We start from the raw sequence: 22396 nt of genomic DNA on the forward strand, positions 1-22396 counted from the left end.
TTGACCCATTGTGCGGCTATCGGGCCACGCGCGCAACCTGGCCATCCGGCCGATGGTGCGCGCTTGCCTGTGCGGTTATCGTGACGACTCGCAGCAGCTACTGAACGGCGCTGGCGGCCTTTGAGGCGAAGCTGAACAGCGCGTCGAGCGTGGCATCGGGCTGCTCGGTCATCAATGCGTGGCCGGCTTCGAGCGTGACGGTGTCGACCGGTACGCCGGCTCGGGCGAGCGCGTCGGCGAGCGCTTTGGCCGCGCGCGGCGGCGTCATCGCATCGCGCCGGCCCACGATCAGTCGCGCCGGGCAGCGTACTTCAGTGGCGCGTGCGAGACCGTCCGCATAGCTGTTGCAGGCGGTGAAGTCGGTGTGGAACAACTGCGGCTCGCCGTTTGCCGAGACCCGCTCCATCAGCCGTTGATTCATGCCGTGCAGCCAGAAGCCCGGGCCGGGACACGACGGCTTGGCGGCGAGCGTGGAATGCGACCATTGATTGACCATGCCGATTGCATCGGGCTCGCGATGCAGCGCGGCCTCGAGCAGGGCGTCCGAGACGGCCATCGGCACGGCGGTGGCGAGTAGCGCGAGATGCGTGGCGCGCGCCGCGTAGCGGCCGGCAAAGTCGAGGGCGATCAGTGAGCCCATGCTGTGACCGGCCACGAATGCGCGCTGTACGCCGGCGGCGTCGAGCAGGGCGGCCAGCCAGTCGGCCATGGCTGTCACGGTGGTGAGCGCCGGGCCGGCGCTGCGACAGTGGCCGGGCAGATCGACCGCCAGTACGCCGAAGCCATGGTGCGCGAAGTAACGTGTTTGCAATGCCCACACGCTATGGTCATGCTCGGCGCCGTGAATGAAGACCGCGGTCGGCAGGCTCGAGTCGAATGGTTTGCCGCCGGTGTACACGTAGGCGGGCTTGCCTTGAACGGTGAGGATCATGCGGACTCCGGGCGGGGGGTGGCCGCATTGGCGGGCGGGGCCGATGGCTTGCCTTGAGCCGAAGCAACGGATGAACCGGCGGAACTGTTTTTTGCAGTACTGGACGGAGTGGATTGTCCGCTCGCAGTCGCGCTCGGGCCGCCCGCTTTCTGTGCGGCCTTCAGCGCCCGCTTGAGGTCATCGATCAGATCGTCGGGGTCTTCAAGACCGATCGATAGACGGATCGTGCCTTCGGCGATGCCGGCTGCGGCGAGCGCGGCAGCGTCCATGCGGAAATGCGTTGTCGATGCGGGGTGGATGACCAGTGAGCGCGCGTCGCCGACGTTCGCGAGATGCGAGAACAGCGAAAGCGCTTCGATGAAGCTGCGTCCTGCGGCGCGATCGCCGCGCAGATTGAAGCTGAATACCGCGCCCGCACCCCGTGGCAGCAAACGCTTCGCGAGCGCATGGTCCGGATGCGACGGCAGTTCCGGGTAGGCTACGGCTTCGACGGCAGGGTGGGCGCACAGGAATTCGACTACCTTGCGCGTGTTCGCGACATGCCGCTCCATGCGTAGCGGCAGCGTCTCGATGCCTTGCAGCAGTTGCCACGCGGCCTGCGGATGCAGGCAGGCGCCGAAGTCGCGCAAGCCCTCGCGGCGCGCGCGCAGGAGGAACGGCGCGACGGTGCTTTCCTCGGCGAACACCATGCCGTGAAAGCCCTCGTACGGTTCGGTAAATTCGGGGAAACGTCCGGACGCGTTGAAGTCGAAAATGCCGCCGTCCACCAGTACGCCGCCGATCGTCGTGCCGTGGCCGCCGAGGAATTTGGTCGCCGAGTGATAGACGAAGTCGGCGCCATGCTCGAACGGCTTGAGCAGATACGGCGTGGTAAAGGTCGAATCGACCAGCAGCGGCACGCGGTGCTCATGGGCGAGTTGGGCCACCGCGGCAATATCGAGCACGTCGAGTCCCGGGTTGCCGAGCGTCTCGCCGAACAGCAGGCGTGTATTCGGGCGCAGCGCGGCGCGCCATGCGTCGAGGTCGCCCGGTTTGACGAAGGTCGTCTCGATGCCGAAGCGCCGCAACGTGTAGTGCAGCAGGTTGTGCGAGCCGCCGTACAGCGCGCTGGACGCGACGATATGGGCGCCGGCGCCCATCAGCGTGGCGATCGCCAGATGCAGCGCGGCCTGGCCGCTGGCCGTGCCGATCGCGCCCGCGCCGTTTTCCAGCGCGGCAACGCGCTCCTCGAACACGGCCACGGTCGGATTCGAGATGCGCGAATAGACGTGGCCGGCGCGCTCCATATTGAAGAGCGCCGCGGCGTGGTCCGAGTCGCGGAACGAAAACGAGGTAGTCTGGTAAATCGGCGTGGCGCGCGCGCCGGTGGCTGGGTCGGGCGCTGCGCCGGCGTGCAGCGCAAGCGTGTCGAAACGGTTGGCGGACATCCTGGGCGGCGAGGCCACGGGCGGCCTCGCGAAAGGTGAAAGTGGCGGCCATCCTATCACCGGCGTGAATCGCTTCAAGCGCGGTTTTCCCGATGCGCGCGCTTCGGACGGCACCGCACAGAAGCTGCAAATGCCCGCTGCGCCTTGATGGGCGGGCCGCTTTCCTTTTATGGGCCTTTCCGCTAGGATCGAAAGTCAATCAGGCATTATCAGCTTAGCGGGCATCACGGAGACAGACCATGCGAGTCAGCGACATTCTTAAAGTCAAAGGCAACACCCTTTTCACGGTTACGCCGGATACCACGCTGCACGACGCAGTCAATACCATGGCCGAGCACGATATCGGCTCGCTGGTCGTGATGGAGTACGGCGACCTCGTCGGCATGCTGACGTTTCGTGAAGTTATTCTGACCTTGAGCAAGCATCACGGCAGCCTCGGCACCTCCACGATCCGCAAGTTGATGGACGACCATCCGCTCACGTGCACGCCCGAAACGGACGTCAACGAGGTGCGTCGCATGATGCTCGAGCATCACGTGCGCTATTTGCCGGTGCTGGAAAGTCGCACGCTGATGGGCGTGATCTCGTTTTACGACGTCGCGAAGGCAGTGGTCGAAGAGCAAGGCTTCGAAAATCGCATGCTTAAGGCCTACATTCGCGACTGGCCGGAAGAACAGCAGGAACAGCAATCGGCGCCGCGCTAATTAAAACGCGCGTTGGCTCACTGCGGCGCTCGCGCCGTTAGCGGGAGTGTGAAGATGCGGTCAAGGCGCGCGCGAAAGCGTGCGCTTTTTTTGTGCCCCGCGCTTTCCCGGCCGATTCCCCTTTTTTGTTTCCCTTTAGCCTGTTTTTAGCCCGTTCCCGAACTTCATGAGCGATCGCCCAATACCTGCTGCCCGCCGTCCCGCCCGCTCTCACGAGTCACACGAGTCGCAGTTCCGCCTGCTCAGTCAACGCCGCTTCGCGCCGTTTTTCTGGACCCAGTTTCTCGGCGCAATGAACGACAACGTGTTCAAGATCGGCTTCACGTCGCTAGTCACGTATCAGGCGGCGCGTTTTTCCGGCGTCGATCCGAAAACGGCCGCGTTCCTGATTTCGGCGATTTTCATCCTGCCGTTCGTGCTGCTGTCGGCGACCTCGGGCCAGATCGCGGACAAATACGACAAAGCGATGCTCACGCGTTTCGTCAAAAGCTTCGAAATCGTCGTGATGCTGATCGGCGGCGCGGGTTTCTTGCTGCATAGCGCACCGCTGCTGTATCTGTGCACGTTCCTGATGGGCGTCCATTCGACCGTGTTCGGGCCGGTCAAGTATTCGTACCTGCCGCAGCACCTGTCGAAGTCGGAACTGGTCGGCGGTAACGGCATGGTCGAGATGGGCACCTTCGTCGCCATTCTGATCGGCACGATCGTCGGTGGCGTGGGTGCGGGTTTCGTCGAGCATGGCGCCGCGATGCTGGCCTGCGCATGCGTCGCGATTGCGCTGGTGGGGCGGCTGGTGTCGAACTTCGTGCCGGTTACGGCGGCGCCGCAGCCCGATCTGCGCATCAACTGGAATCCGGTCAGCGAGACGTGGCGCAACCTGAAGCTCGCGCGCGAAAACCGGACGGTGTTTCTGAGCCTGCTGGGGATTTCCTGGCTGTGGTTCGTGGGCGCGACCTTTCTGTCCTCGTTTTTCAGCTTCGCGAAAAACGTGCTGTCCGCCAATCCGGACGTCGTGACCGTGCTGCTCGGCACCTTCTCGATTGGCATCGGCATCGGCTCGCTGCTATGCGAAAAACTCTCCAAGCGGCGCATCGAAATCGGCCTTGTGCCGCTCGGCTCGATCGGCATGAGTGTGTTCGCGATCGATCTGTTCTTTGCGAGCCATGCGCTGCCGGCCGCCGGCCATCTGCTGAGCGTCGGCGAATTCCTCGTGCGGCCGGCCCATTGGCGCGTGCTGGCCGATCTGTTTCTGCTGGCCATGTTCGGCGGCTTCTATAGCGTGCCGCTTTATGCGCTGATCCAGAGCCGCAGCCAGCCGAGCCACCGCGCGCGCATCATCGCGGCGAACAATATTCTGAATTCGCTGTTCATGATCGTGTCGGCGTTGATGGCAATGGGGCTAACCGCGGCGGGTTTCAGTATTCCGGCGATTTTCCTCGTCACCGCGCTGCTGAACATTGTGGTCGCGACGTATATCTATTCGCTCGTGCCCGAGTTTCTGCTGCGCTTTATCGCCTGGGTGCTGGTGCACACGTTCTACCGGATTCGCCTGGTTCATGCCGAACGGATTCCGGAAGAGGGCGCGGCCGTGCTGGTGTGCAACCACGTGAGTTTCGTCGATGCGATCGTCATCATGGCCGAGAGCCCGCGGCCGATCCGCTTCGTGATGGACCATCAGATCTTCAAGTCGCCGTTCGCCGGCTGGGTGTTCCGCCACGCGAAGGCGATTCCGATCGCGCCCGCCCATCAGGATCCGGCGCTGCTGGCGCGCGCTTATGAACGTTGTGCCGAGGCGCTGGCTGAGGGGGATCTGGTCTGCATTTTCCCCGAAGGCAAGCTGACGAAGACCGGCGAAATGAATCCATTCCGCCACGGCGTGACCGAGATCATCCGCCGCACGCCGGCGCCGGTGATACCGATGGCGTTGCGCGGATTGTGGGGCAGCGTGTTTTCGCGCGCCAACGATGCGCGCTGGCCGCGACCGATCCAGAAGGGTGTGATGAGCCGGCTGACGCTGGCCGTGGGCGAGCCGATCGATCCGGCTGAGGCGACGCCGGAACTGCTGCAGCAGATCGTCAGCGAATTGCGCGGGGCGCGGAAGTAGCGCCAGCGGGTAACGGCTTGCCGATCGGGCCCGGAGCCCATCGGCTGTCGCGTACCGCGGCCTTGGCGGCATCAAGGCTGGCATAATAGTGTTTTCCCCGCATTTCTTTGGACGACGCCCATGTCCGGCAACACGCTCGGTACGCTTTTCACTGTCACGACCTTCGGCGAATCGCACGGCCCCGCTATCGGCTGCGTGATCGACGGCTGCCCGCCGGGCATGGCGCTTAACGAAGCCGACATCCAGTTCGAACTCGACCGCCGCAAGCCGGGCACGTCGCGCCACGTCACGCAGCGCCAGGAAGAGGACAAGGTCGAGATCCTGTCGGGCGTGTTCGAAGGCCAGACCACCGGCGCGCCGATCGCACTGCTGATTCGCAATACGGACCAGCGCAGCAAGGATTACGGCAATATCGCGGACACTTTCCGTCCCGGTCACGCTGATTACACCTACTGGCAGAAATACGGCATTCGCGACTATCGCGGCGGCGGCCGGTCGTCGGCCCGTCTGACTGCGCCTACGGTGGCGGCTGGTGCCGTTGCGAAGAAATGGCTGCGTGAGAAATTCGGGACCGAGATTCGCGGCTACATGGCGGCGCTCGGCGAGATCGACGTGCCGTTCGTCGACTGGGTCCATGTGCGCGAGAATCCGTTCTTCGTGCCGAATGCGCAGATCGTGCCGGAACTCGAAACCTACATGGACGCACTGCGTAAAGATGGCGATTCCATTGGCGCACGCATCAATGTCGTGGCTTCCGGCGTGCCGGTTGGGCTTGGCGAGCCGCTGTTCGACCGTCTCGACGCGGACATCGCGCACGCCATGATGGGCATCAATGCGGTGAAGGGCGTCGAGATCGGCGCGGGCTTCGCCAGCGTCGCGCAACGCGGTTCGGTGCATGGCGACGAATTGACGCCGGAAGGCTTCGTCGGCAACCACGCGGGCGGCGTGCTCGGCGGTATTTCGACCGGGCAGGACATCACGGTGTCCATCGCGATCAAGCCGACTTCGAGCATCCGCACGCCGCGCCGTTCTATCGACAAGGCAGGGCAGCCGGCCGTCGTCGAAACGTTCGGGCGCCATGACCCGTGCGTCGGCATTCGCGCTACGCCGATCGCCGAATCCATGCTCGCGCTGGTATTGATCGACCACGCGCTGCGTCACCGTGCGCAATGCGGCGATGTCGCCGTCAGCACGCCGAAGATCGCCGCGAGCGCGCCGTAAAGGGCGCGTTTCGAGCGTCCTCGTAGTGCGCGCGGCATCGTTTTAATGACCGATCCGAACATCGAGCCGGCAAATAGCCAACTCGCGGATTTGCGTGCCCGCGCTGCCGCGCCGCAAGCCGGCGCAGCCGATTGCCTCGCGTTCGGGCAAACATTGTTGCAACACGCCGCTCGCGACAAAGGCAGCCAGCACGAAGCGCTTGCAGCGCTCGTACGGGCCTATCAGCTTGATCCCTCCTGCGAACCCACATTGCTTCACACGATTGCGCAAACGGCGTTCATCGTGCGCGATTGGGCACTCGTCGACTCTGCCACTACGCTGCTTCTCGAACGGAACGCCGAAGACGCCAACGCGTTGATCTGGCGTGCCGCCGCCGTGCAACAACGCAACGACTTCGACACGGCCGAGCACCTGCTGCGCGAAGCGGTGCGCGTCGCGCCCGGTAATCCGGTGGCACTTCACAAACTTGCGTTGTGCATCAAGGAGCAGGCGCGTTTCGAGGAAGCGGAAGCCTTGCTCAGGCAGGTGTTGGAGTTGTCGCCGGATAACGTGCATGCGCTATTCGATCTGTCGGAGCTCGAAATCCGCACCGGGCGTTTCGCCGAAGGCTGGGCGCATTACGAATCACGCGTCGCGTTCGGTGACGATTTGAATAATGCGCAGCATGCGCTTGCTGCAATCAGCGCACATTGGCAGGGCGAATCGCTGCAAGGCAAAACGCTGGTGGTGTACGGCGAGCAAGGCAACGGCGACTGTCTCTGGGCGGTGCGCTTTCTGCCGCTGCTGGCAGAGCGGGCGCGCCGTGAGGGCGGTCGCGTGATTTTCGGTCACGACGGGCCGTTGCGGCATCTATTCGAACGAATGCTGCCTGCCGATTTGCGGCTCGAAACGAGCCTCGAGACCGAGCCTGATTTTCATTGCGGGTTGATGAGCTTGCCGTTGCAGCTTGGCGTCTTCGATGTCAAAGGGTGGGGTGCGCCGTATCTGAGTGCCGAGCCCACGCGTGTGCAGGTTTGGCACGAGCGGGTTGATGCGCACACGGCGCGCAAACCGGGTAATCGCAAAGTCGGTCTGGTGTGGAACGGCAATCCTGACCATGTCCGCGACAGGCGGCGCTCGGTGCCCGTCGAACAACTCGAGCCGTTATTGAGCGTGCCCGGTGTGACCTGGTTTGCCTTGTCGCCTGGGCGCAGCGAGACGGTTGCGCAGTGGCGGGCCCAAGGTCACGATGTCGCCGATTTGACCCATCATTTTCAGTCCGGATTCGATGACGTCGCTGCTTTGCTGGCGAATCTGGATCTGGTTGTCACGATCGATAGCGGGCCGGCGCATCTGGCGGGCGCACTTGGCGTGCCGACCTGTCTGATGATCGATCATGTGTCGGCATGGTTCTGGGGCGACGAATCGCGCACCACGGCCTGGTACGATTTTATTGAGATCTTCCGGCAGCCTGAGATTGGCGCGTGGGCGCCGGTGCTAGCCAAGGTGCGGGAGCGGATTGAAATGATGCGGGGCGTCTGAGTTTTCGGCTTTGCGGCGGCATTGGGGCTGGCATTGACAGTAAGTCTGCCCTGGACGCCTTCTTGTTCTTTACCGACTCAGAACGGTTGATGCAGACCGTGCACGGGCAGACCAACAAGCTCCGCGCACGGCAAATCAACTCCGGATCACATGTTCGGATAGTTCGGACCACCGCCACCTTCAGGCGTCACCCAGACGATGTTCTGGGTCGGGTCCTTGATATCGCAGGTCTTGCAGTGCACGCAGTTCTGCGCGTTGATCACGAGCCGCTCGCTGCCGTCGTCGTTCTTCACGAACTCATAGACTGCGGCCGGGCAGTAGCGCGATTCCGGACCGGCATAGGTCTGCCAGTTCACATTCACCGGCACCGAAGGGTCTTTCAGCGTCAGGTGAGCCGGCTGGTTCTCTTCATGATTCGTGTTCGAAATGAACACCGACGAGAGCCGGTCGAACGTCAGCTTGCCATCCGGCTTCGGATAGACAATCTGCTTGCACTGCGATGCGGGTTTGAGCATCTCGTGATCGGAATGCTGGTGATGCAGCGTCCACGGCACATTGCCGCCCAGCAGCTTCTGCTCGATGCCGACCATCAGCGTACCGAGGTACAGGCCCTTGCTCATCCACTGCTTGAAGTTGCGCGCGCGATGCAGTTCCGTGTGCAGCCACGAAGTCTTGAACGACTCCGGATAGGCCGTCAATTCATCGCTGGTGCGGCCAGCCTGCACGGCCTCAAATGCGGCATCGGCGGCCAGCATGCCGGTCTTGATCGCCGCATGCGAGCCCTTGATCCGCGATGCGTTCAGGAAGCCCGCATCGTCGCCGACCAGCGCGCCGCCCGGGAACACCAGCTTCGGCAACGACATCAGGCCGCCTGCGGTGATGGCCCGTGCGCCGTACGACACCCGCTTGCCGCCTTCCAGAATCGCGCGGATGGCCGGATGCGTCTTGTAGCGCTGGAATTCCTCGAACGGCGACAGGTACGGATTCGTGTAGCCGAGGCCGACCACGAAGCCCACCACCACCTGGTTGTTGTCCATGTGATAGAGGAACGAGCCGCCGTACGTGTCGTTCTCCAGCGGCCAGCCGGCGGTGTGCATCACCAGACCCGGCTTGTGCTTCGCCGGATCGATTTCCCACAGTTCCTTGATGCCGATCCCGTAGACCTGCGGATCGACGCCTTCGCGCAGCTTGAATTTGTCGTTCAACTGGCGGCCCAGGTGCCCACGCGCGCCTTCGCAGAACAGCGTGTACTTGGCGTGCAACTCCATGCCGAGCTGGAAGTTCTCGGTCGGCTCGCCATCCTTGCCGATGCCCAGATTGCCGGTGGCGACACCTTTGACCGAGCCGTCGTCGTTATACAGAATCTCGGCGGCGGGAAAGCCCGGGAAAATCTCGACGCCGAGCGCCTCGGCCTGCTGACCCAGCCAGCGCGTGACGTTCGCGAGGCTCACCACGTAGTTGCCGTGGTTCTTGAAGTTGTCCGGCAGCGCCCAGACCGGCACGCTCTTCGAACCGGTTTCGGTCAGGAACAGGAACTTGTCTTCGGTCACGTCCACCGTCAGTGGTGCGCCTTTTTCTTTCCAGTCAGGGATCAGTTCGGTGATCGCGCGCGGATCCATCACCGCGCCCGACAGGATATGAGCCCCGATCTCCGAGCCTTTTTCCAGTACGCACACGCCAATCTCGACGCCTTTCCCAGCCGCCAGCTGCTTCAGGCGGATCGCCGCGGACAGGCCAGCCGGGCCGCCGCCGACGATCACGACGTCGTATTCCATCGACTCGCGTGGTCCGTATTGCTCAATGAGGCTTGCGGGGGTCATTGATGCTCCTCTTCTTACCGTTAGAATGCTTTTTTCGGGATCGTATTGTGGGCGATGGTCTCCGCCACTGCAACCCGATCAACGGAGATTAGCACGATCGTTCTATTTTTGTGATACGGTGTGACCCGCAGTGGCGGTCTTGCCGTATCCGTCAATCGCGTCTGTAACAACAACCGAACAAGGGAACGACAATGGGCCGTTCGATCAATCTGGAAGGCAAAGTCGCGCTGATTACCGGCGCTTCGAGCGGGTTGGGGAAGCGCTTTGCTCAGGTATTGTCGCAGGCCGGCGCCAAAGTCGTGCTGGCGAGCCGCCGCACCGAGCGTCTGAAGGAATTGCGCGCCGAGATCGAGGCTGCGGGCGGCGCGGCGCATGTTGTCTCGCTCGACGTCACGGATTATCAGAGTATCAAGTCGGCCGTCGCGCACGCGGAAACCGAAGCGGGCACGATCGATATTCTGGTGAACAATTCAGGCGTGTCGACCACACAGAAGCTTTCGGAAGTGACGCCGGCCGATTTCGAGTACGTGTTCGACACGAACACGCGCGGTGCTTTCTTCGTCGCCCAGGAAGTTGCCAAGCGCATGATCATGCGCGGCGGCAACGGGCAGAAGCCGTCATACCGGATCATCAATATCGCGTCGATGGCGGGCTTGCGCGTGCTGCCGCAGATCGGCCTGTATTCGATCAGTAAGGCCGCCGTCGTCCATATGACGAAAGCCATGGCGCTGGAATGGGGCAAGCACGGCATCAACGTGAACGCCATCTGCCCGGGCTATATCGATACCGAGATCAACCATCATCACTGGTCGACCGAGCAGGGGCAGAAGCTGGTGTCGATGCTGCCGCGTCATCGTGTCGGCAAGCCGGAGGATCTGGACGGGCTGTTGCTGCTGCTGGCGGCCGATGAATCGCAGTTCATCAACGGTTCGGTGATTGCCGCCGACGATGGATTCGGGCTCGCCTGAACGCACGGACCGTTCGCCAGAAGACTGCCCGCGTGCCCTTGTTTGTCATGTTTGCGCCGGCTTACTCGCCGGTTTCACCCTCGTTTCAACCCGTTAAAGAAGTACGATGAGCGATTTTCACGCAGTTTTTGAGATGTCTATGCCGATCCGTTGGGGCGACATGGACGCATTCGGCCATGTGAACAACACGGTCTATTTTCGTTATATGGAGCAGGTGCGGATTTCCTGGTTCGAACAAATGGGTATGCTCGGCAGCAACGCCGATGGGCAGGGGCCGGTGATCGTCAATGCGTCGATGGAGTTTCTCAAGCAGTTGCACTATCCCGGCGACGTGATCGGCCGGATGTCTGTGGCGACGCCTGGGCGCAGCAGTTTTGACACGGCCTTCGAGCTCGTGCGTGCCGACGACCCGAACACCGTCTATGCCCGTGGTGCTGCCCGCTGTGTATGGATCGACTACGCGGCCGGCAAATCGGTGCCGGTTCCCGATCAGTTGCGCGAGACCATCGAGCGCGCGGCGCCGGTCAAGGCGGTCTGACCCAAGTAAGCCGATTCAGGCGGCCAGATGCAGGCGGCCTGATCGCCCCTCAATGACCGAGCAAGCGCTGCAGTAGCTCGGTCGCGTTCCCCGTATCGTATTTGCGCATCAGCCGCGCGCGGTAGACGTCGACCGTGCGCGGGCTGATATCCAGCACCCGCCCGATCTGCTTGCTGGTTTTGCCCGTCACCAGTTGCGCGGCGATTTCCCGTTCCCGCGGAGTCAGTTCGACCGCCACGCGCCGCGTCGCGCTCAAATCCTCGAAGGTCCAGACGCCGGCTGCGTGCGCGTCGGCGCGTTGCTGCGCGCGGCCTGTCACGTGGCACCAGAACAGTTCGCCATTGGCCCGCTTCATGATCCGGTCGTCCGCATAGCTGCCTTGCGCGGTCATGATCGGCGCAATCCGTGCGCCGATCCGCTCGAATTCGTCGGTCGACGGGTACAGCACCTGGAACGACTGGCCGAGCAGCGTTTCGCGCGGGTAGCCGAATATCGACGCCAGTTCGTCGTTGCAGTCTTCAATGATCCGTTCGCGCGACAGCACGAGTCCGATCGGGGCGAGGTGAAACGCGGTTTGGTAATCCAGTGCGGGCATGGGCTGGCGGCAAGTACTTATGTATTTTTGCGTATTGTGCCGCATGGCGCGCCCAGCGTACTCTTTCGGGCACATGACAAGGCGGCGAAGCATTCGCGGCGGGCGTTGGCGCAAGGTAGGGCAACCTGAGCGCAGGACCAGCCGCAGATGACTAGAATGACGTGTCGGGCTTTTGCCCGCTGAGCGTCATATCGAGGCCGCAACGAACCGATTTCGGGTTTCCATAAAGGAAGGGACATACAGATGAACAAGGTCTATCCAGGCGCTGCCGAGGCGCTGAAAGACATCGTCAAGGACGGGCAGACGTTTGCCGTCGGCGGTTTCGGGCTGTGCGGCATTCCCGAGGCGCTGATCGCGGCGCTGCGCGATTCGAAGGTGCAGGGCATCACCTGCATCAGCAACAATGCGGGTGTCGACGGTTTCGGCCTCGGTCTGTTGCTCGAAACGCGCCAGGTCAAGAAGATGATTTCGTCGTACGTGGGCGAGAACAAGGAGTTCGAACGCCAGTATCTGGCCGGTGAACTCGAACTGGAATTCACGCCGCAAGGCACGCTCGCCGAGAAGCTGCGCGCCGGCGGCTCGGGCATTCCGGCTTTCTTCACGAACACCGGCTACGGCACGCTGATCGCCGAGGGCAAGGAAACCCGCCAGTTCGGCGAGAACCAATATGTGCTCGAACATTCGCTGACGGCCGACGTCGCGCTGGTCAAGGCATGGAAGGCCGACAAATCGGGCAACCTGATCTATCGCCGTACCGCGCGCAACTTCAATCCGATGTGCGCGATGGCCGGCAAGATCACGGTCGCGGAAGTCGAGGAAATCGTTGAAGTGGGCGAACTCGATCCGGATGCGATCCACACGCCGGGCATTTTCGTGCAGCGCATTGTGCTCAATGCGCATCCGGAAAAACGCATTGAACAACGCGTCGTCCGCGCGAAAGGAGACTGATCATGGCATGGACTCGTGACGAAATGGCCGCCCGCGCGGCGAAGGAATTGCAGGACGGTTTCTACGTGAACCTCGGCATCGGCTTGCCGACCCTGGTGGCGAACCATGTGCCGGCCGGTGTCGAAGTGTGGCTGCAGTCGGAGAACGGCCTGCTCGGCATCGGCCCGTCGCCGACCGAAGAAGAAGTGGATGCCGACCTGATCAATGCCGGCAAGCAGACGGTGACCACGCTGCCGGGTTCGTCGATTTTCTCGTCGGCGGATTCATTTGCGATGATTCGCGGCGGCCACATCAACCTGGCGATTCTGGGCGCGATGCAGATCAGCAAGAAGGGCGATCTGGCCAACTGGATGATCCCCGGCAAGATGATCAAGGGCATGGGCGGCGCGATGGATCTGGTCGCGGGCGTCAAGCGCGTGGTCGTGCTGATGGAGCACGTCGCCAAGGGCGACCAGCACAAGATACTCGAAGACTGCACGTTGCCGTTGACGGGCGTGGGCGTGGTCGATCAGATCATCACCGATCTCGGCGTGATCGAAGTGACGGAAGACGGTCTGAAAGTAACCGAGCTGGCGCCGGGCGTCAGCGTCGAGGAAATCAAGGCGAAGACGGGTGCGCCGCTGGATGTCAGCGCGGTGAGCTGAACGGTTTTGTGAGCCGCCCGCGGTTTCGGTCTGCATGACCGGCACGGGGCGGCGGGGCAGGACCCGGAGCGGGCGAGGCGTGAGTCTCGCCCGCTTTGTTTTGGCGCTTGATGTCCGCTCGATGCCAGTCCCAGGCCGTCCTATGACGTTCGGCTGATCCTTGCCGCACGGCAAAGCGGTTTACAATCTTTCGAAGTTTGGACGCTTATTGATCCCTGCTGTGCCCAGGCCGAATCCGCAGCGCTTTTGCAAGGAAACCCGATGACCGAAACGTCCACTTCCACCGCCGGGCGGCCTGCGCCGCGCCAACGTTACGTGCAATGCGCAAGCGGCGGTGGCTTGCACCGTATCGCCTACACCGAGTGGGGCGACCCGGCCAACCCGCGTGTGCTGCTGTGCGTGCACGGCTTGACGCGCTCGGGGCGCGATTTCGACCGCCTCGCGGCGGAATTTGCCGGCACTTACCGCGTGGTGTGTCCGGATGTGGCGGGGCGGGGCTTGTCTTCATGGCTCGCAAACCCCAACTTCTATACCGTGCCGCAGTACGTCGCCGATATGGTCACGCTGATCGCGCGCCTGAACGTCGAAACGGTCGACTGGTTCGGCACTTCGATGGGCGGTCTGATCGGGCTCGCGCTGGCCGGTCTGCCGGAAACGCCGATTCGCAAGATGCTGCTGAACGACGTCGGTCCGCATCTGGAACCGGTGGCCGTGCAGCGAATCGGCGATTACCTCGGTAAGCCGGTGCGTTTCGAATCGCTGCAGCAGGGTATCGATTACGCCGCGTTGCTTGCGCAAACGTTCGGTCCGCTCACGCCAGAGGAATGGCGCGAGATCAATACGCCGCTTTTGCACGAGCAGGACGGCGCATGGTTGTTCCGCTACGACCCGCGAATCGCGCAGCCATTTACCGCGACAACCGAAGAGGCGGCCAAACTCGGCGAAGCCGCGCTGTGGCATTCGCTGGCGGCGTTTCAGGGGCCGGTGCTGGTGGTGCGCGGCGAGCAATCGGATCTGCTTTCTCGCGAGACCGTCGCGAAGATGGTCGAAACCGGGCGTGCCGTATCGAGCGCGGAAATCGTGGGCGTCGGGCACGCGCCGGCGTTCCTCTCGGCCGATCAGATCGACCTCGCGAGGCAGTTCTTCATCGGGTCGGCCACTGACGCGTCATAATGTAGGGTTCCGCACATCGCCCTTTCGTTTCTGATCGGGTGCAATGCGGAACGCATCTTCGATCAACTTTCAACCCAACTCAGGATTCTTCATGGCAGTCATTCGTCATCACGTCGGCAAGCGCCTCTCGGAAACCGCCGTTTACAACGGTACCGTGTACCTCGCAGGCCAGATCGCCGAAGACGCGGATCAGGACATCACGGGTCAGACGCGCGAAGTGCTTGGCCACATCGACCGTCTGCTGGAGGAAGTGAACAGCGACAAGTCGCATTTGCTGTCCGTGCAGATCTACATCTCGGACATGGTGCATTTCGCCGGCATGAACGCTGTGTGGGACGAGTGGGTCGCACAAGGCGCCACGCCGCCGCGCGCTACCGTGGAAGCGAAGCTCGCGAATCCGAAGTGCCTCGTCGAAATCGTCGTGGTCGCGGCGCAGCGCGATTGAGCGTGACCGAACCCGGTCTCGCAGTTGTTGAAATTCTGTTGATCCGTCTGGCCCGGTGGGCCGTCGCACCATGACTACCGAAATCGTTACGAGCACGCCGGCCCCCATCCCTTCCTTCGACGAAGCGATGGCGTTCGTGCGCGAGCATGCGGGCGAGGTGCGGCTCTCGTCGGGTGAGTTGCTGGCGGATCATGCGGCGGGTACGGCGTCGATCATGCGCACGCTCAATGTCGATCCGCCGGCGGTGCTGGCGGCGGCCCTGTTTGCGCTGACGCCGCATCTGCAAGACCCGGAACGCGTGATCGCCGACAACTTCGGCGAAGAAGTCGCGCAACTGGTCGGCGATGTACGCAAGCTGCTGCGCCTCGGTACGGTGAGCTTGCGCGCCGCGCAAAATGCAATGCCTGAAGCCGGACGCGATGCGCAGGCCGCGCGCCGTGCCCAGGTCGAGGCGCTGCGCAAGATGCTGCTCGCGTTCGCGCAGGACATTCGCGTCGTGCTGATACGACTCGCGTCGCGCCTGCAATCGCTGCGCTATTACGCGGCGGCGAAGATCACACCGTCGCCCGACGTCGCGCGTGAGACGCTCGATATTTATGCGCCGCTCGCCAACCGTCTGGGCATCTGGCAACTGAAATGGGAGCTCGAGGATCTCGCGTTCCGTTTCGAAGAGCCGGTCACGTACAAGCGCATCGCCAAGCTGCTCGACGAAAAACGCGTCGAGCGCGAAAGTTATGTTGCGCAGGCGATCGAGCGATTGCAGCAGGAGTTGGCTGCGGCGAACGTGCAGGCCGAAGTGAGCGGCCGGCCCAAGCATATCTATAGCATCTGGCGCAAGATGCGCGGCAAGGAACTGGACTTCGCCGAACTGTACGACGTGCGCGCGTTTCGCGTGATCGTGCCGGACATCAAGGATTGCTACACGGTGCTCGGCATCGTGCACAACCTGTGGCAGCCGGTGCCCAGAGAGTTCGACGACTACATCTCGCGGCCGAAGCCGAACGGCTATAAATCGCTGCATACGGTTGTGATCGGCGACGACGGCCGTGCGTTCGAAGTGCAGATCCGTACGCAGGAAATGCATCAGTTCGCCGAGTACGGCGTGGCGGCGCACTGGCGCTACAAGGAAGCGGGCACGCGGGGTTACGGTGGCCAGTTCAGCGCCAATGAGAAGTACGACGAGAAGATTGCGTGGTTGCGTCAACTGCTCGCATGGAAAGACGAAGTTTCAGAAGGCGAGCACGGCGAGAAGCGCGCCGCGCAGCCGTGGGAGCAACTGCGCCAGGCCACGCTCGACGACGACCACATCTACGTGCTCACGCCGCAAGCGCGGGTGATTCCGTTGCCGCACGGCGCGACGCCGGTGGACTTCGCGTATCACCTGCATAGCGAGCTGGGGCATCGCTGCCGCGGCGCGCGCGTCGACGGCGCGATGGTGCCGCTCAACACGCCATTGCAGAACGGTCAGACGGTCGAGATCGTCGCGGTGAAAGAGGGCGGTCCGTCGCGCGACTGGCTCAACCCGCAACTCGGATATCTGCAGAGCCATCGGGCACGGCAGAAAGTGCGCGCGTGGTTCAACGCGGTCGAAGTGCAGGAGCACATCGCGAGCGGCCGGGCGATGGTCGAAAAGACCCTGCAGCGCGAGGGTAAGACGTCGGTCAATCTCGATCAGCTTGCCGCCAAACTCGGTTTCAAGACCACCGACGATCTGTTCTCGGTGGTCGGCAAGGAGGAATTCAGTTTACGGCTCGTCGAGCAGGCGTTGCACGATGCGCCGCCGCCCGAGCCCGTCGTCGAGGCGCCGGAACAGTTCGAGAAGCGCAGTAGCGGGGCGAGTGTTGCCCGTGGCGCTTCCACCGGTGTGCTGGTGGTCGGCGTCGACGCGCTGCTTACGCAGCTCGCGCGCTGTTGCCGGCCCGCTCCGCCCGACGACATCAGCGGTTTCGTCACGCGCGGCAAGGGCATGTCGATCCACCGCAGCGATTGCCCGACCTTCCTGCGCATGGCCGATCGCGCGCCGGAGCGCGTGCTGCAAACCGCATGGTCGGCCGATGTGATGAGCGGGCGCGGGCAATCGGTCTATCCTGTCGACCTCAGCATCGAGGCAACGGATCGGCAAGGCCTGCTGCGCGATATCTCCGAAGTTTTCGCGCGCGAGAAAATGAACGTGATTGGTGTGAAAACGCAATCGCGGCGCAACGCCGCGTTCATGCAATTTACCGTCGAGGTATCGAGCGCGGCGCAGATTCAGCGCGCGTGTACGTTGCTCGGTGAGGTGACGGGCGTGATGCGCGCTTCACGCAAGAATTAATGTTTGGACGCCGCGGTGGGTTGCCGGCAGGCATCCCTTCAACGCGCCCGGGCGCGTGAGTAGAAATTTAAAGTCGATGCATAAAAGTACTTGCCAAGCGGTGTGGCGCTCCATATAATCTCGTTTCTTCAGGCTCGTAGCTCAGCTGGTTAGAGCACCACCTTGACATGGTGGGGGTCGTTGGTTCGAGTCCAATCGAGCCTACCAACGAAAGAGAAATTCCGGTTTTGCCGGGGTTTCGCAAACTGCAGTAAGCGCTTCGGCGCAAAAGGCAAATACGGTTATGGCACCGCGAACGTTGACCGAAACTACTTCGGAGCGACGCTAGTCGAGGACCACTTTCGCCAATGTAGTTTGCAAAAAATGTGAATGCGGCCCCTCGAAAGCGGGGCCGCATTTTTTTTGGCTTGTTTGATGGTTGTATGTGCCGCCGCCGGTCGGCACCACGGAGAACACAATGGTTTCGATACGTCTGCCCGACGGTTCTGTTCGACAGTACGAGCATCCGGTGACCGTCGCCGAAGTGGCCGCCTCGATCGGCCCCGGCCTCGCGAAGGCCGCGCTCGGCGGCAAGATCGACGGTGAACTCGTCGACACGTCCACGCTGATCGATCACGATGTGGCGCTTGCCATCGTCACCGAGAAAGACGCAGACGGCCTCGATATCATTCGCCACTCCACGGCGCACTTGCTCGCGTACGCGGTGAAGGATCTGTTCCCGGAAGCGCAAGTCACGATCGGCCCGGTTATCGACAACGGCTTCTACTACGACTTTTCCTACCACCGTCCCTTCACGCCTGAAGATCTCGAGAAGATCGAAAAGCGCATGCAGGAACTCGCGAAGAAAGATGAGCCGGTCTCGCGCCGCGTGGTGTCGCGCGACGAAGCGGTGGACTACTTCAAAAGCATCGGCGAAAAGTACAAGGCCGAAATCATCGAATCGATTCCGGCTACCGACGAAATCAAGCTGTATTCGCACGGCAGCTTCACCGATCTGTGCCGCGGCCCGCACGTGCCGTCCACCGGCAAGCTGAAGGTTTTCAAGCTGATGAAGCTGGCCGGCGCCTACTGGCGCGGCGATTCGAAGAACGAGCAGTTGCAGCGCATTTACGGCACGGCCTGGACGAAGAAAGAAGACCAGGACGCGTATCTGCACATGCTCGAAGAGGCGGAAAAGCGCGACCACCGCAAACTCGGCAAGCAACTCGATCTGTTTCATATGCAGGACGAGTCGCCGGGCATGGTGTTCTGGCATCCGCGTGGCTGGACGCTGTGGCAGCAGGTCGAGCAGTACATGCGCCGCCGCGTGAACGACGCCGGCTACCTTGAAATCAAGACGCCGATGATCATGGACCGCTCGCTATGGGAAGCGTCGGGCCACTGGCAGAACTATCGTGAAAACATGTTCACGACCGAGTCGGAAAAGCGCGACTACGCGATCAAACCGATGAACTGCCCGGGTCACGTGCAGGTGTTCAACCACGGTCTGCGTTCGTATCGCGATCTGCCGCTGCGATACGCGGAATTCGGCTCGTGCCACCGCAACGAATCGTCGGGCGCGCTGCACGGCCTGATGCGCGTGCGCGGTTTCGTGCAGGATGACGCCCACATTTTCTGTACCGAAGACCAGTTCATCAGCGAATCGATCGCGTTCAATACGCTGGCGATGAGCGTCTACAAGGACTTCGGCTTCGAGAATGTCGAAATCAAGCTGTCGTTGCGCCCGGATGCGCGCGCCGGCACGGACGAGACGTGGGATCGCGCGGAGCAGGGTCTGCGCGAGGCGCTGACGGCCTGCGGCGTAACCTGGGAAGAGTTGCCGGGTGAGGGCGCGTTCTACGGTCCGAAGGTCGAATACCACATCAAGGACGCGCTCGGCCGCTCGTGGCAGTGCGGTACGTTGCAGCTCGACATGGTGCTGCCGGAGCGTCTGGGTGCCGAATACGTCGCCGAAGACAATAGCCGCCGCCGCCCGATCATGCTGCACCGGGCAATCGTCGGATCAATGGAGCGCTTCCTCGGGATTCTGATCGAGCACCATGCTGGTGCAATGCCGTCGTGGCTTGCTCCGATGCAGGTTGTGGTGATGAATATCGCGGAAAATCAGGCCGAATATGCGCGGTCTCTAGCCCAATCGTTGCAAAAACAAGGGGTTAGAGTAGAGGCCGATTTGCGCAACGAGAAGATTAGCTATAAAATACGCGAGCACACGCTAGAAAAGGTGCCGTACCTGCTCGTGGTCGGCGACAAAGAGCGTGAAGCCCAAACGGTAGCCGTGCGTGCCCGTGGTGGTGTCGATCTGGGTGTGATGCCTCTCGATACCTTCATTGAGCGTCTGCGTCAGGACGTGCAGTCGTTCAACTGAGCCACTTGGCAGCCCGGCTCGTTTTTTTTAATTTTTAGAGGAAACGTAACATCGCTACTGATAAGTCTGCGCACCGCATCAACGGTGAGATTACTGCACCCGAGGTGCGTCTGGTCGGAGTCGAGAACGAACCGCTCGGCATCGTGAAACTCGCTGATGCGTTCCGCATGTCGGAACAGCAAGATGTGGATCTGGTCGAAATCGCTCCGCAAGCGGTCCCGCCGGTCTGCCGTTTGATGGATTACGGCAAGTTCAAGTACTCGGAAGCGAAGAAGCAGCACGAGGCCAAGCTCAAGCAGAAGGTGGTTCAGGTCAAGGAAGTCAAATTCCGCCCGGGTACCGATGACGGCGATTACAACGTCAAGCTGCGCAACCTCATCCGCTTCCTCGACGACGGCGACAAGACGAAAATCACGTTGCGTTTCCGTGGCCGCGAAATGGCTCACCAGGAAATCGGTATGCGCATGCTCGAGCGTCTGCGTACTGACCTCGACGAAGTCGGTCAGGTCGAGCAGATGCCGAAAATGGAAGGGCGCCAGATGATCATGGTGCTCGCGCCGAAGAAAAAGAAGTAAGCGATTGGAGCGGCGGCGCGCCGTGTGGCGCGCGCTCTGGTTGTCATTGTGAAAGATTGAACGGTGCTGTGCCGGGTGTCCGGCGCGGTATCGGCAGGTTTCGGATCGGTGTCCATGCAAATGGGCGCTGTGTCCTGAAAAGCGGCTGCCGGCGGCATTTTCACTTGCCGGCGGTCTGCATACCAAGTGGAATGGGTTTCGAAGGGCGGGTAATGGCCATCTGGCCGACCGCACACCCATATCCATCTAATAATGGAGTTGTCATGCCGAAGATGAAGACCAAGAAGAGTGCTGCAAAGCGCTTCGTGGTGCGTCCGGGCGGTACCGTCAAGCGCGGTCAAGCCTTCAAGCGCCACATTCTTACCAAGAAGACCACCAAGAACAAACGCCATTTGCGCGGTTCGACGGCAGTTCATGAAGCAGATATGAACTCCGTGCGCGCAATGCTGCCGTTCGCTTAACCCTTAACCGACACTCATAGGAGCAAGATATGCCTCGAGTAAAACGTGGGGTTACCGCACGGGCCCGTCACAAGAAGATCATCAAGCTGGCCAAGGGTTACCGCGGCCGTCGCAATAACGTCTATCGCATCGCCAAGCAGGCGGTCATGCGCGCAGGCCAATACGCCTACCGCGATCGCCGCAACAAGAAGCGTGTGTTCCGTGCATTGTGGATCACGCGTATCAACGCGGCGGTGCGTCAGCACGACATGACGTACAGCGTGTTCATCAACGGCCTGAAGAAGGCTTCGATCGAACTCGACCGCAAGGTGCTGGCCGACATGGCTGTGTTCGACAAGGCTGCTTTTGCTGCGATCGTTCAGCAGGTGAAAGCCGCCGTTGCAGCCTGATTGCGCTTTGGGCAATTAAACTGCGTGGTTCGTTGCAGCGAACATCCGGTAGTCTCGGTGACGCTGCAACAAAAACGGGGCTCCTCACCGAGCCCCGTTTTTGTTGGTAGAACCAGTTTTGCAACGATTGAACACTGACGTTGAAATGATGGGATCAATGGATCTGGACCAGATTGTCGCCGACGCGCAAAAAGCCTTCGCAGAAGCCTCCGACGTCACCACCCTCGAGAACGAGAAAGCCCGCTTTCTCGGTAAATCGGGTGCGCTGACGGAGCTGTTGAAGGGCCTTGGCAAACTTGACCCCGAAACGCGCAAGACCGAAGGCGCACGGATCAACCTCGTCAAGCAACAAGTGGAAGCCGCGTTGACGGCCCGCCGTCAGGCGTTGGCCGACGCGTTGCTGAACCAGCGCCTCGCCGCTGAAGCCATCGACGTTACGCTGCCCGGTCGCGGCACCGGTGCGGGCAGCCTGCACCCGGTGATGCGCACATGGGAGCGCGTCGAACAGATTTTCCGTACGATCGGATTCGACGTGGCCGACGGCCCCGAGATCGAAACCGACTGGTACAACTTCACCTCGCTGAACAGCCCGGAAAACCATCCGGCGCGTTCGATGCAGGACACCTTCTACGTCGACGGCAAAGACGCCGACGGCCGTCAATTGCTGTTGCGCACGCATACCAGCCCGATGCAGGTGCGCTACGCGCGTACCAACACGCCGCCGATCAAGGTGATCGTGCCGGGCCGCACCTATCGTGTGGACAGCGACGCGACTCACTCGCCAATGTTCAATCAGGTCGAAGGCCTGTGGATCGACGAGAACATCAGCTTCGCGGATCTGAAGGGCGTCTACTCCGACTTCCTTAAGAAATTCTTCGAGCGCGACGATATTCAGGTGCGCTTCCGTCCGTCGTACTTTCCGTTTACCGAACCGTCGGCTGAAATCGACATGCTGTTCGAAACGGGCAAGAACGCCGGCAAGTGGCTCGAAATTTCGGGTTCCGGCCAGGTTCACCCCACGGTGATCCGCAACATGGGCCTCGACCCCGAACGCTACATCGGTTTTGCTTTCGGCAGCGGCCTCGAACGGCTCACCATGTTGCGATACGGCGTGCAAGACCTGCGTCTGTTCTTTGAAAACGACCTGCGTTTCCTGCGTCAATTCGCGTGAACCGGCGCGTACGAACGCGACTAGCATAGAGCGCGGCATCGCACGCAGTGCGTGCCGCCAGCAGCGTCCCCGGCAGTGCCCA

General features: G+C 61.9%; 21 protein-coding genes and 1 tRNA gene. 18 read left to right on the top strand and 4 right to left on the bottom strand.

All coding sequences use genetic code 11. The features are described from left to right. Window positions 1-97 precede the first annotated feature (97 nt). Window positions 98-931, bottom strand: a complete 834-nt coding sequence (locus GH665_RS05460) for an alpha/beta fold hydrolase (protein ID WP_153134978.1) — start codon at window positions 929-931, stop codon at window positions 98-100. Then, window positions 928-2358, bottom strand: coding sequence for an O-acetylhomoserine aminocarboxypropyltransferase (locus tag GH665_RS05465; RefSeq protein WP_246216147.1), 1431 nt, complete (start codon window positions 2356-2358; stop codon window positions 928-930). The genes GH665_RS05460 and GH665_RS05465 overlap by 4 nt, the downstream gene beginning before the upstream one ends. On the opposite strand from GH665_RS05465, the gene GH665_RS38675 reads away from it, so the two are divergent. From GH665_RS38675 to GH665_RS05485, 5 genes are all read left to right on the top strand, one after another. Then, window positions 2336-2506 (top strand): hypothetical protein, encoded by a 171-nt coding sequence (locus GH665_RS38675; RefSeq protein ID WP_167530883.1) that lies wholly within the window; start codon window positions 2336-2338, stop codon window positions 2504-2506. The two genes, GH665_RS05465 and GH665_RS38675, sit on opposite strands and share 23 nt — an antisense overlap. 91 nt (window positions 2507-2597) lie before the next feature. Continuing rightward, window positions 2598-3062 carry a CBS domain-containing protein gene (locus GH665_RS05470; RefSeq protein ID WP_028200184.1) on the top strand — a complete coding sequence of 155 codons (465 nt, stop codon included), beginning with the start codon at window positions 2598-2600 and terminating at the stop codon, window positions 3060-3062. Between the two features lie 166 nt (window positions 3063-3228). Continuing rightward, window positions 3229-5166 carry an MFS transporter gene (locus tag GH665_RS05475; protein WP_153134980.1) on the top strand — a complete coding sequence of 646 codons (1938 nt, stop codon included), beginning with the start codon at window positions 3229-3231 and terminating at the stop codon, window positions 5164-5166. Between the two features lie 120 nt (window positions 5167-5286). Next, window positions 5287-6387 carry a chorismate synthase gene (gene aroC, locus GH665_RS05480; RefSeq protein ID WP_153134981.1) on the top strand — a complete coding sequence of 367 codons (1101 nt, stop codon included), beginning with the start codon at window positions 5287-5289 and terminating at the stop codon, window positions 6385-6387. Between the two features lie 45 nt (window positions 6388-6432). After that, window positions 6433-7908, top strand: coding sequence for a tetratricopeptide repeat protein (locus GH665_RS05485; RefSeq protein WP_153134982.1), 1476 nt, complete (start codon window positions 6433-6435; stop codon window positions 7906-7908). Window positions 7909-8054: 146 nt separating this feature from the next. Here GH665_RS05485 and GH665_RS05490 read toward each other — a convergent pair whose 3' ends face one another. Next, the gene (locus GH665_RS05490; RefSeq protein ID WP_153134983.1) at window positions 8055-9728 is read right to left on the bottom strand and encodes an electron transfer flavoprotein-ubiquinone oxidoreductase; all 1674 of its coding nucleotides are present in this window, start codon (window positions 9726-9728) and stop codon (window positions 8055-8057) included. A gap of 191 nt (window positions 9729-9919) precedes the next feature. Here GH665_RS05490 and GH665_RS05495 point away from each other — a divergent pair, with 191 nt between their 5' ends. Further along, window positions 9920-10696 (top strand): SDR family oxidoreductase, encoded by a 777-nt coding sequence (locus GH665_RS05495; protein WP_153134984.1) that lies wholly within the window; start codon window positions 9920-9922, stop codon window positions 10694-10696. A gap of 106 nt (window positions 10697-10802) precedes the next feature. After that, entirely contained in the window at window positions 10803-11234 is a 432-nt protein-coding gene (locus GH665_RS05500; protein WP_153134985.1) for an acyl-CoA thioesterase, read from the top strand. Between the two features lie 49 nt (window positions 11235-11283). On the opposite strand, the gene GH665_RS05505 is transcribed toward GH665_RS05500, so the two are convergent. Further along, window positions 11284-11829, bottom strand: coding sequence for a LuxR C-terminal-related transcriptional regulator (locus tag GH665_RS05505; RefSeq protein ID WP_153134986.1), 546 nt, complete (start codon window positions 11827-11829; stop codon window positions 11284-11286). 243 nt (window positions 11830-12072) lie between these two features. On the opposite strand from GH665_RS05505, the gene GH665_RS05510 reads away from it, so the two are divergent. The 11 genes from GH665_RS05510 (at window position 12073) to pheS (ending at window position 22314) form a co-directional block, all read left to right on the top strand. Continuing rightward, window positions 12073-12777 (top strand): CoA transferase subunit A, encoded by a 705-nt coding sequence (locus GH665_RS05510; RefSeq protein ID WP_153134987.1) that lies wholly within the window; start codon window positions 12073-12075, stop codon window positions 12775-12777. 2 nt (window positions 12778-12779) lie between these two features. Beyond that, window positions 12780-13421, top strand: a complete 642-nt coding sequence (locus GH665_RS05515; protein WP_153134988.1) for a CoA transferase subunit B — start codon at window positions 12780-12782, stop codon at window positions 13419-13421. A gap of 261 nt (window positions 13422-13682) precedes the next feature. Further along, the gene (locus GH665_RS05520) at window positions 13683-14594 is read left to right on the top strand and encodes an alpha/beta fold hydrolase (RefSeq protein WP_153134989.1); all 912 of its coding nucleotides are present in this window, start codon (window positions 13683-13685) and stop codon (window positions 14592-14594) included. Window positions 14595-14685: 91 nt separating this feature from the next. Next, window positions 14686-15039: a RidA family protein gene (locus GH665_RS05525; RefSeq protein ID WP_028200195.1), complete on the top strand. Its 354-nt coding sequence runs from the start codon at window positions 14686-14688 to the stop codon at window positions 15037-15039. 70 nt (window positions 15040-15109) lie between these two features. Beyond that, complete coding sequence (locus GH665_RS05530; RefSeq protein WP_153134990.1) at window positions 15110-17353, top strand: RelA/SpoT family protein; 2244 nt, start codon at window positions 15110-15112, stop codon at window positions 17351-17353. 130 nt (window positions 17354-17483) lie between these two features. Then, a tRNA-Val gene (locus GH665_RS05535) sits at window positions 17484-17560 on the top strand. Window positions 17561-17810: 250 nt separating this feature from the next. Next, window positions 17811-19718, top strand: coding sequence for a threonine--tRNA ligase (thrS, locus tag GH665_RS05540; protein WP_153134991.1), 1908 nt, complete (start codon window positions 17811-17813; stop codon window positions 19716-19718). A 50-nt stretch (window positions 19719-19768) separates the two neighbouring features. Then, a complete protein-coding gene (infC, locus tag GH665_RS05545) occupies window positions 19769-20293 on the top strand; it encodes a translation initiation factor IF-3 (protein WP_075643546.1) in 525 nt (174 codons plus the stop codon). 263 nt (window positions 20294-20556) lie between these two features. Then, a complete protein-coding gene (rpmI, locus tag GH665_RS05550; RefSeq protein ID WP_028200199.1) occupies window positions 20557-20754 on the top strand; it encodes a 50S ribosomal protein L35 in 198 nt (65 codons plus the stop codon). Between the two features lie 29 nt (window positions 20755-20783). Further along, complete coding sequence (rplT, locus tag GH665_RS05555; protein WP_006052502.1) at window positions 20784-21143, top strand: 50S ribosomal protein L20; 360 nt, start codon at window positions 20784-20786, stop codon at window positions 21141-21143. 157 nt (window positions 21144-21300) lie between these two features. After that, complete coding sequence (gene pheS, locus GH665_RS05560) at window positions 21301-22314, top strand: phenylalanine--tRNA ligase subunit alpha (protein ID WP_028200200.1); 1014 nt, start codon at window positions 21301-21303, stop codon at window positions 22312-22314. The last annotated feature ends 82 nt before the right edge of the window (window positions 22315-22396 follow it).

It is taken from the genome of Paraburkholderia agricolaris, assembly GCF_009455635.1.
Lineage (GTDB): Bacteria > Pseudomonadota > Gammaproteobacteria > Burkholderiales > Burkholderiaceae > Paraburkholderia > Paraburkholderia agricolaris.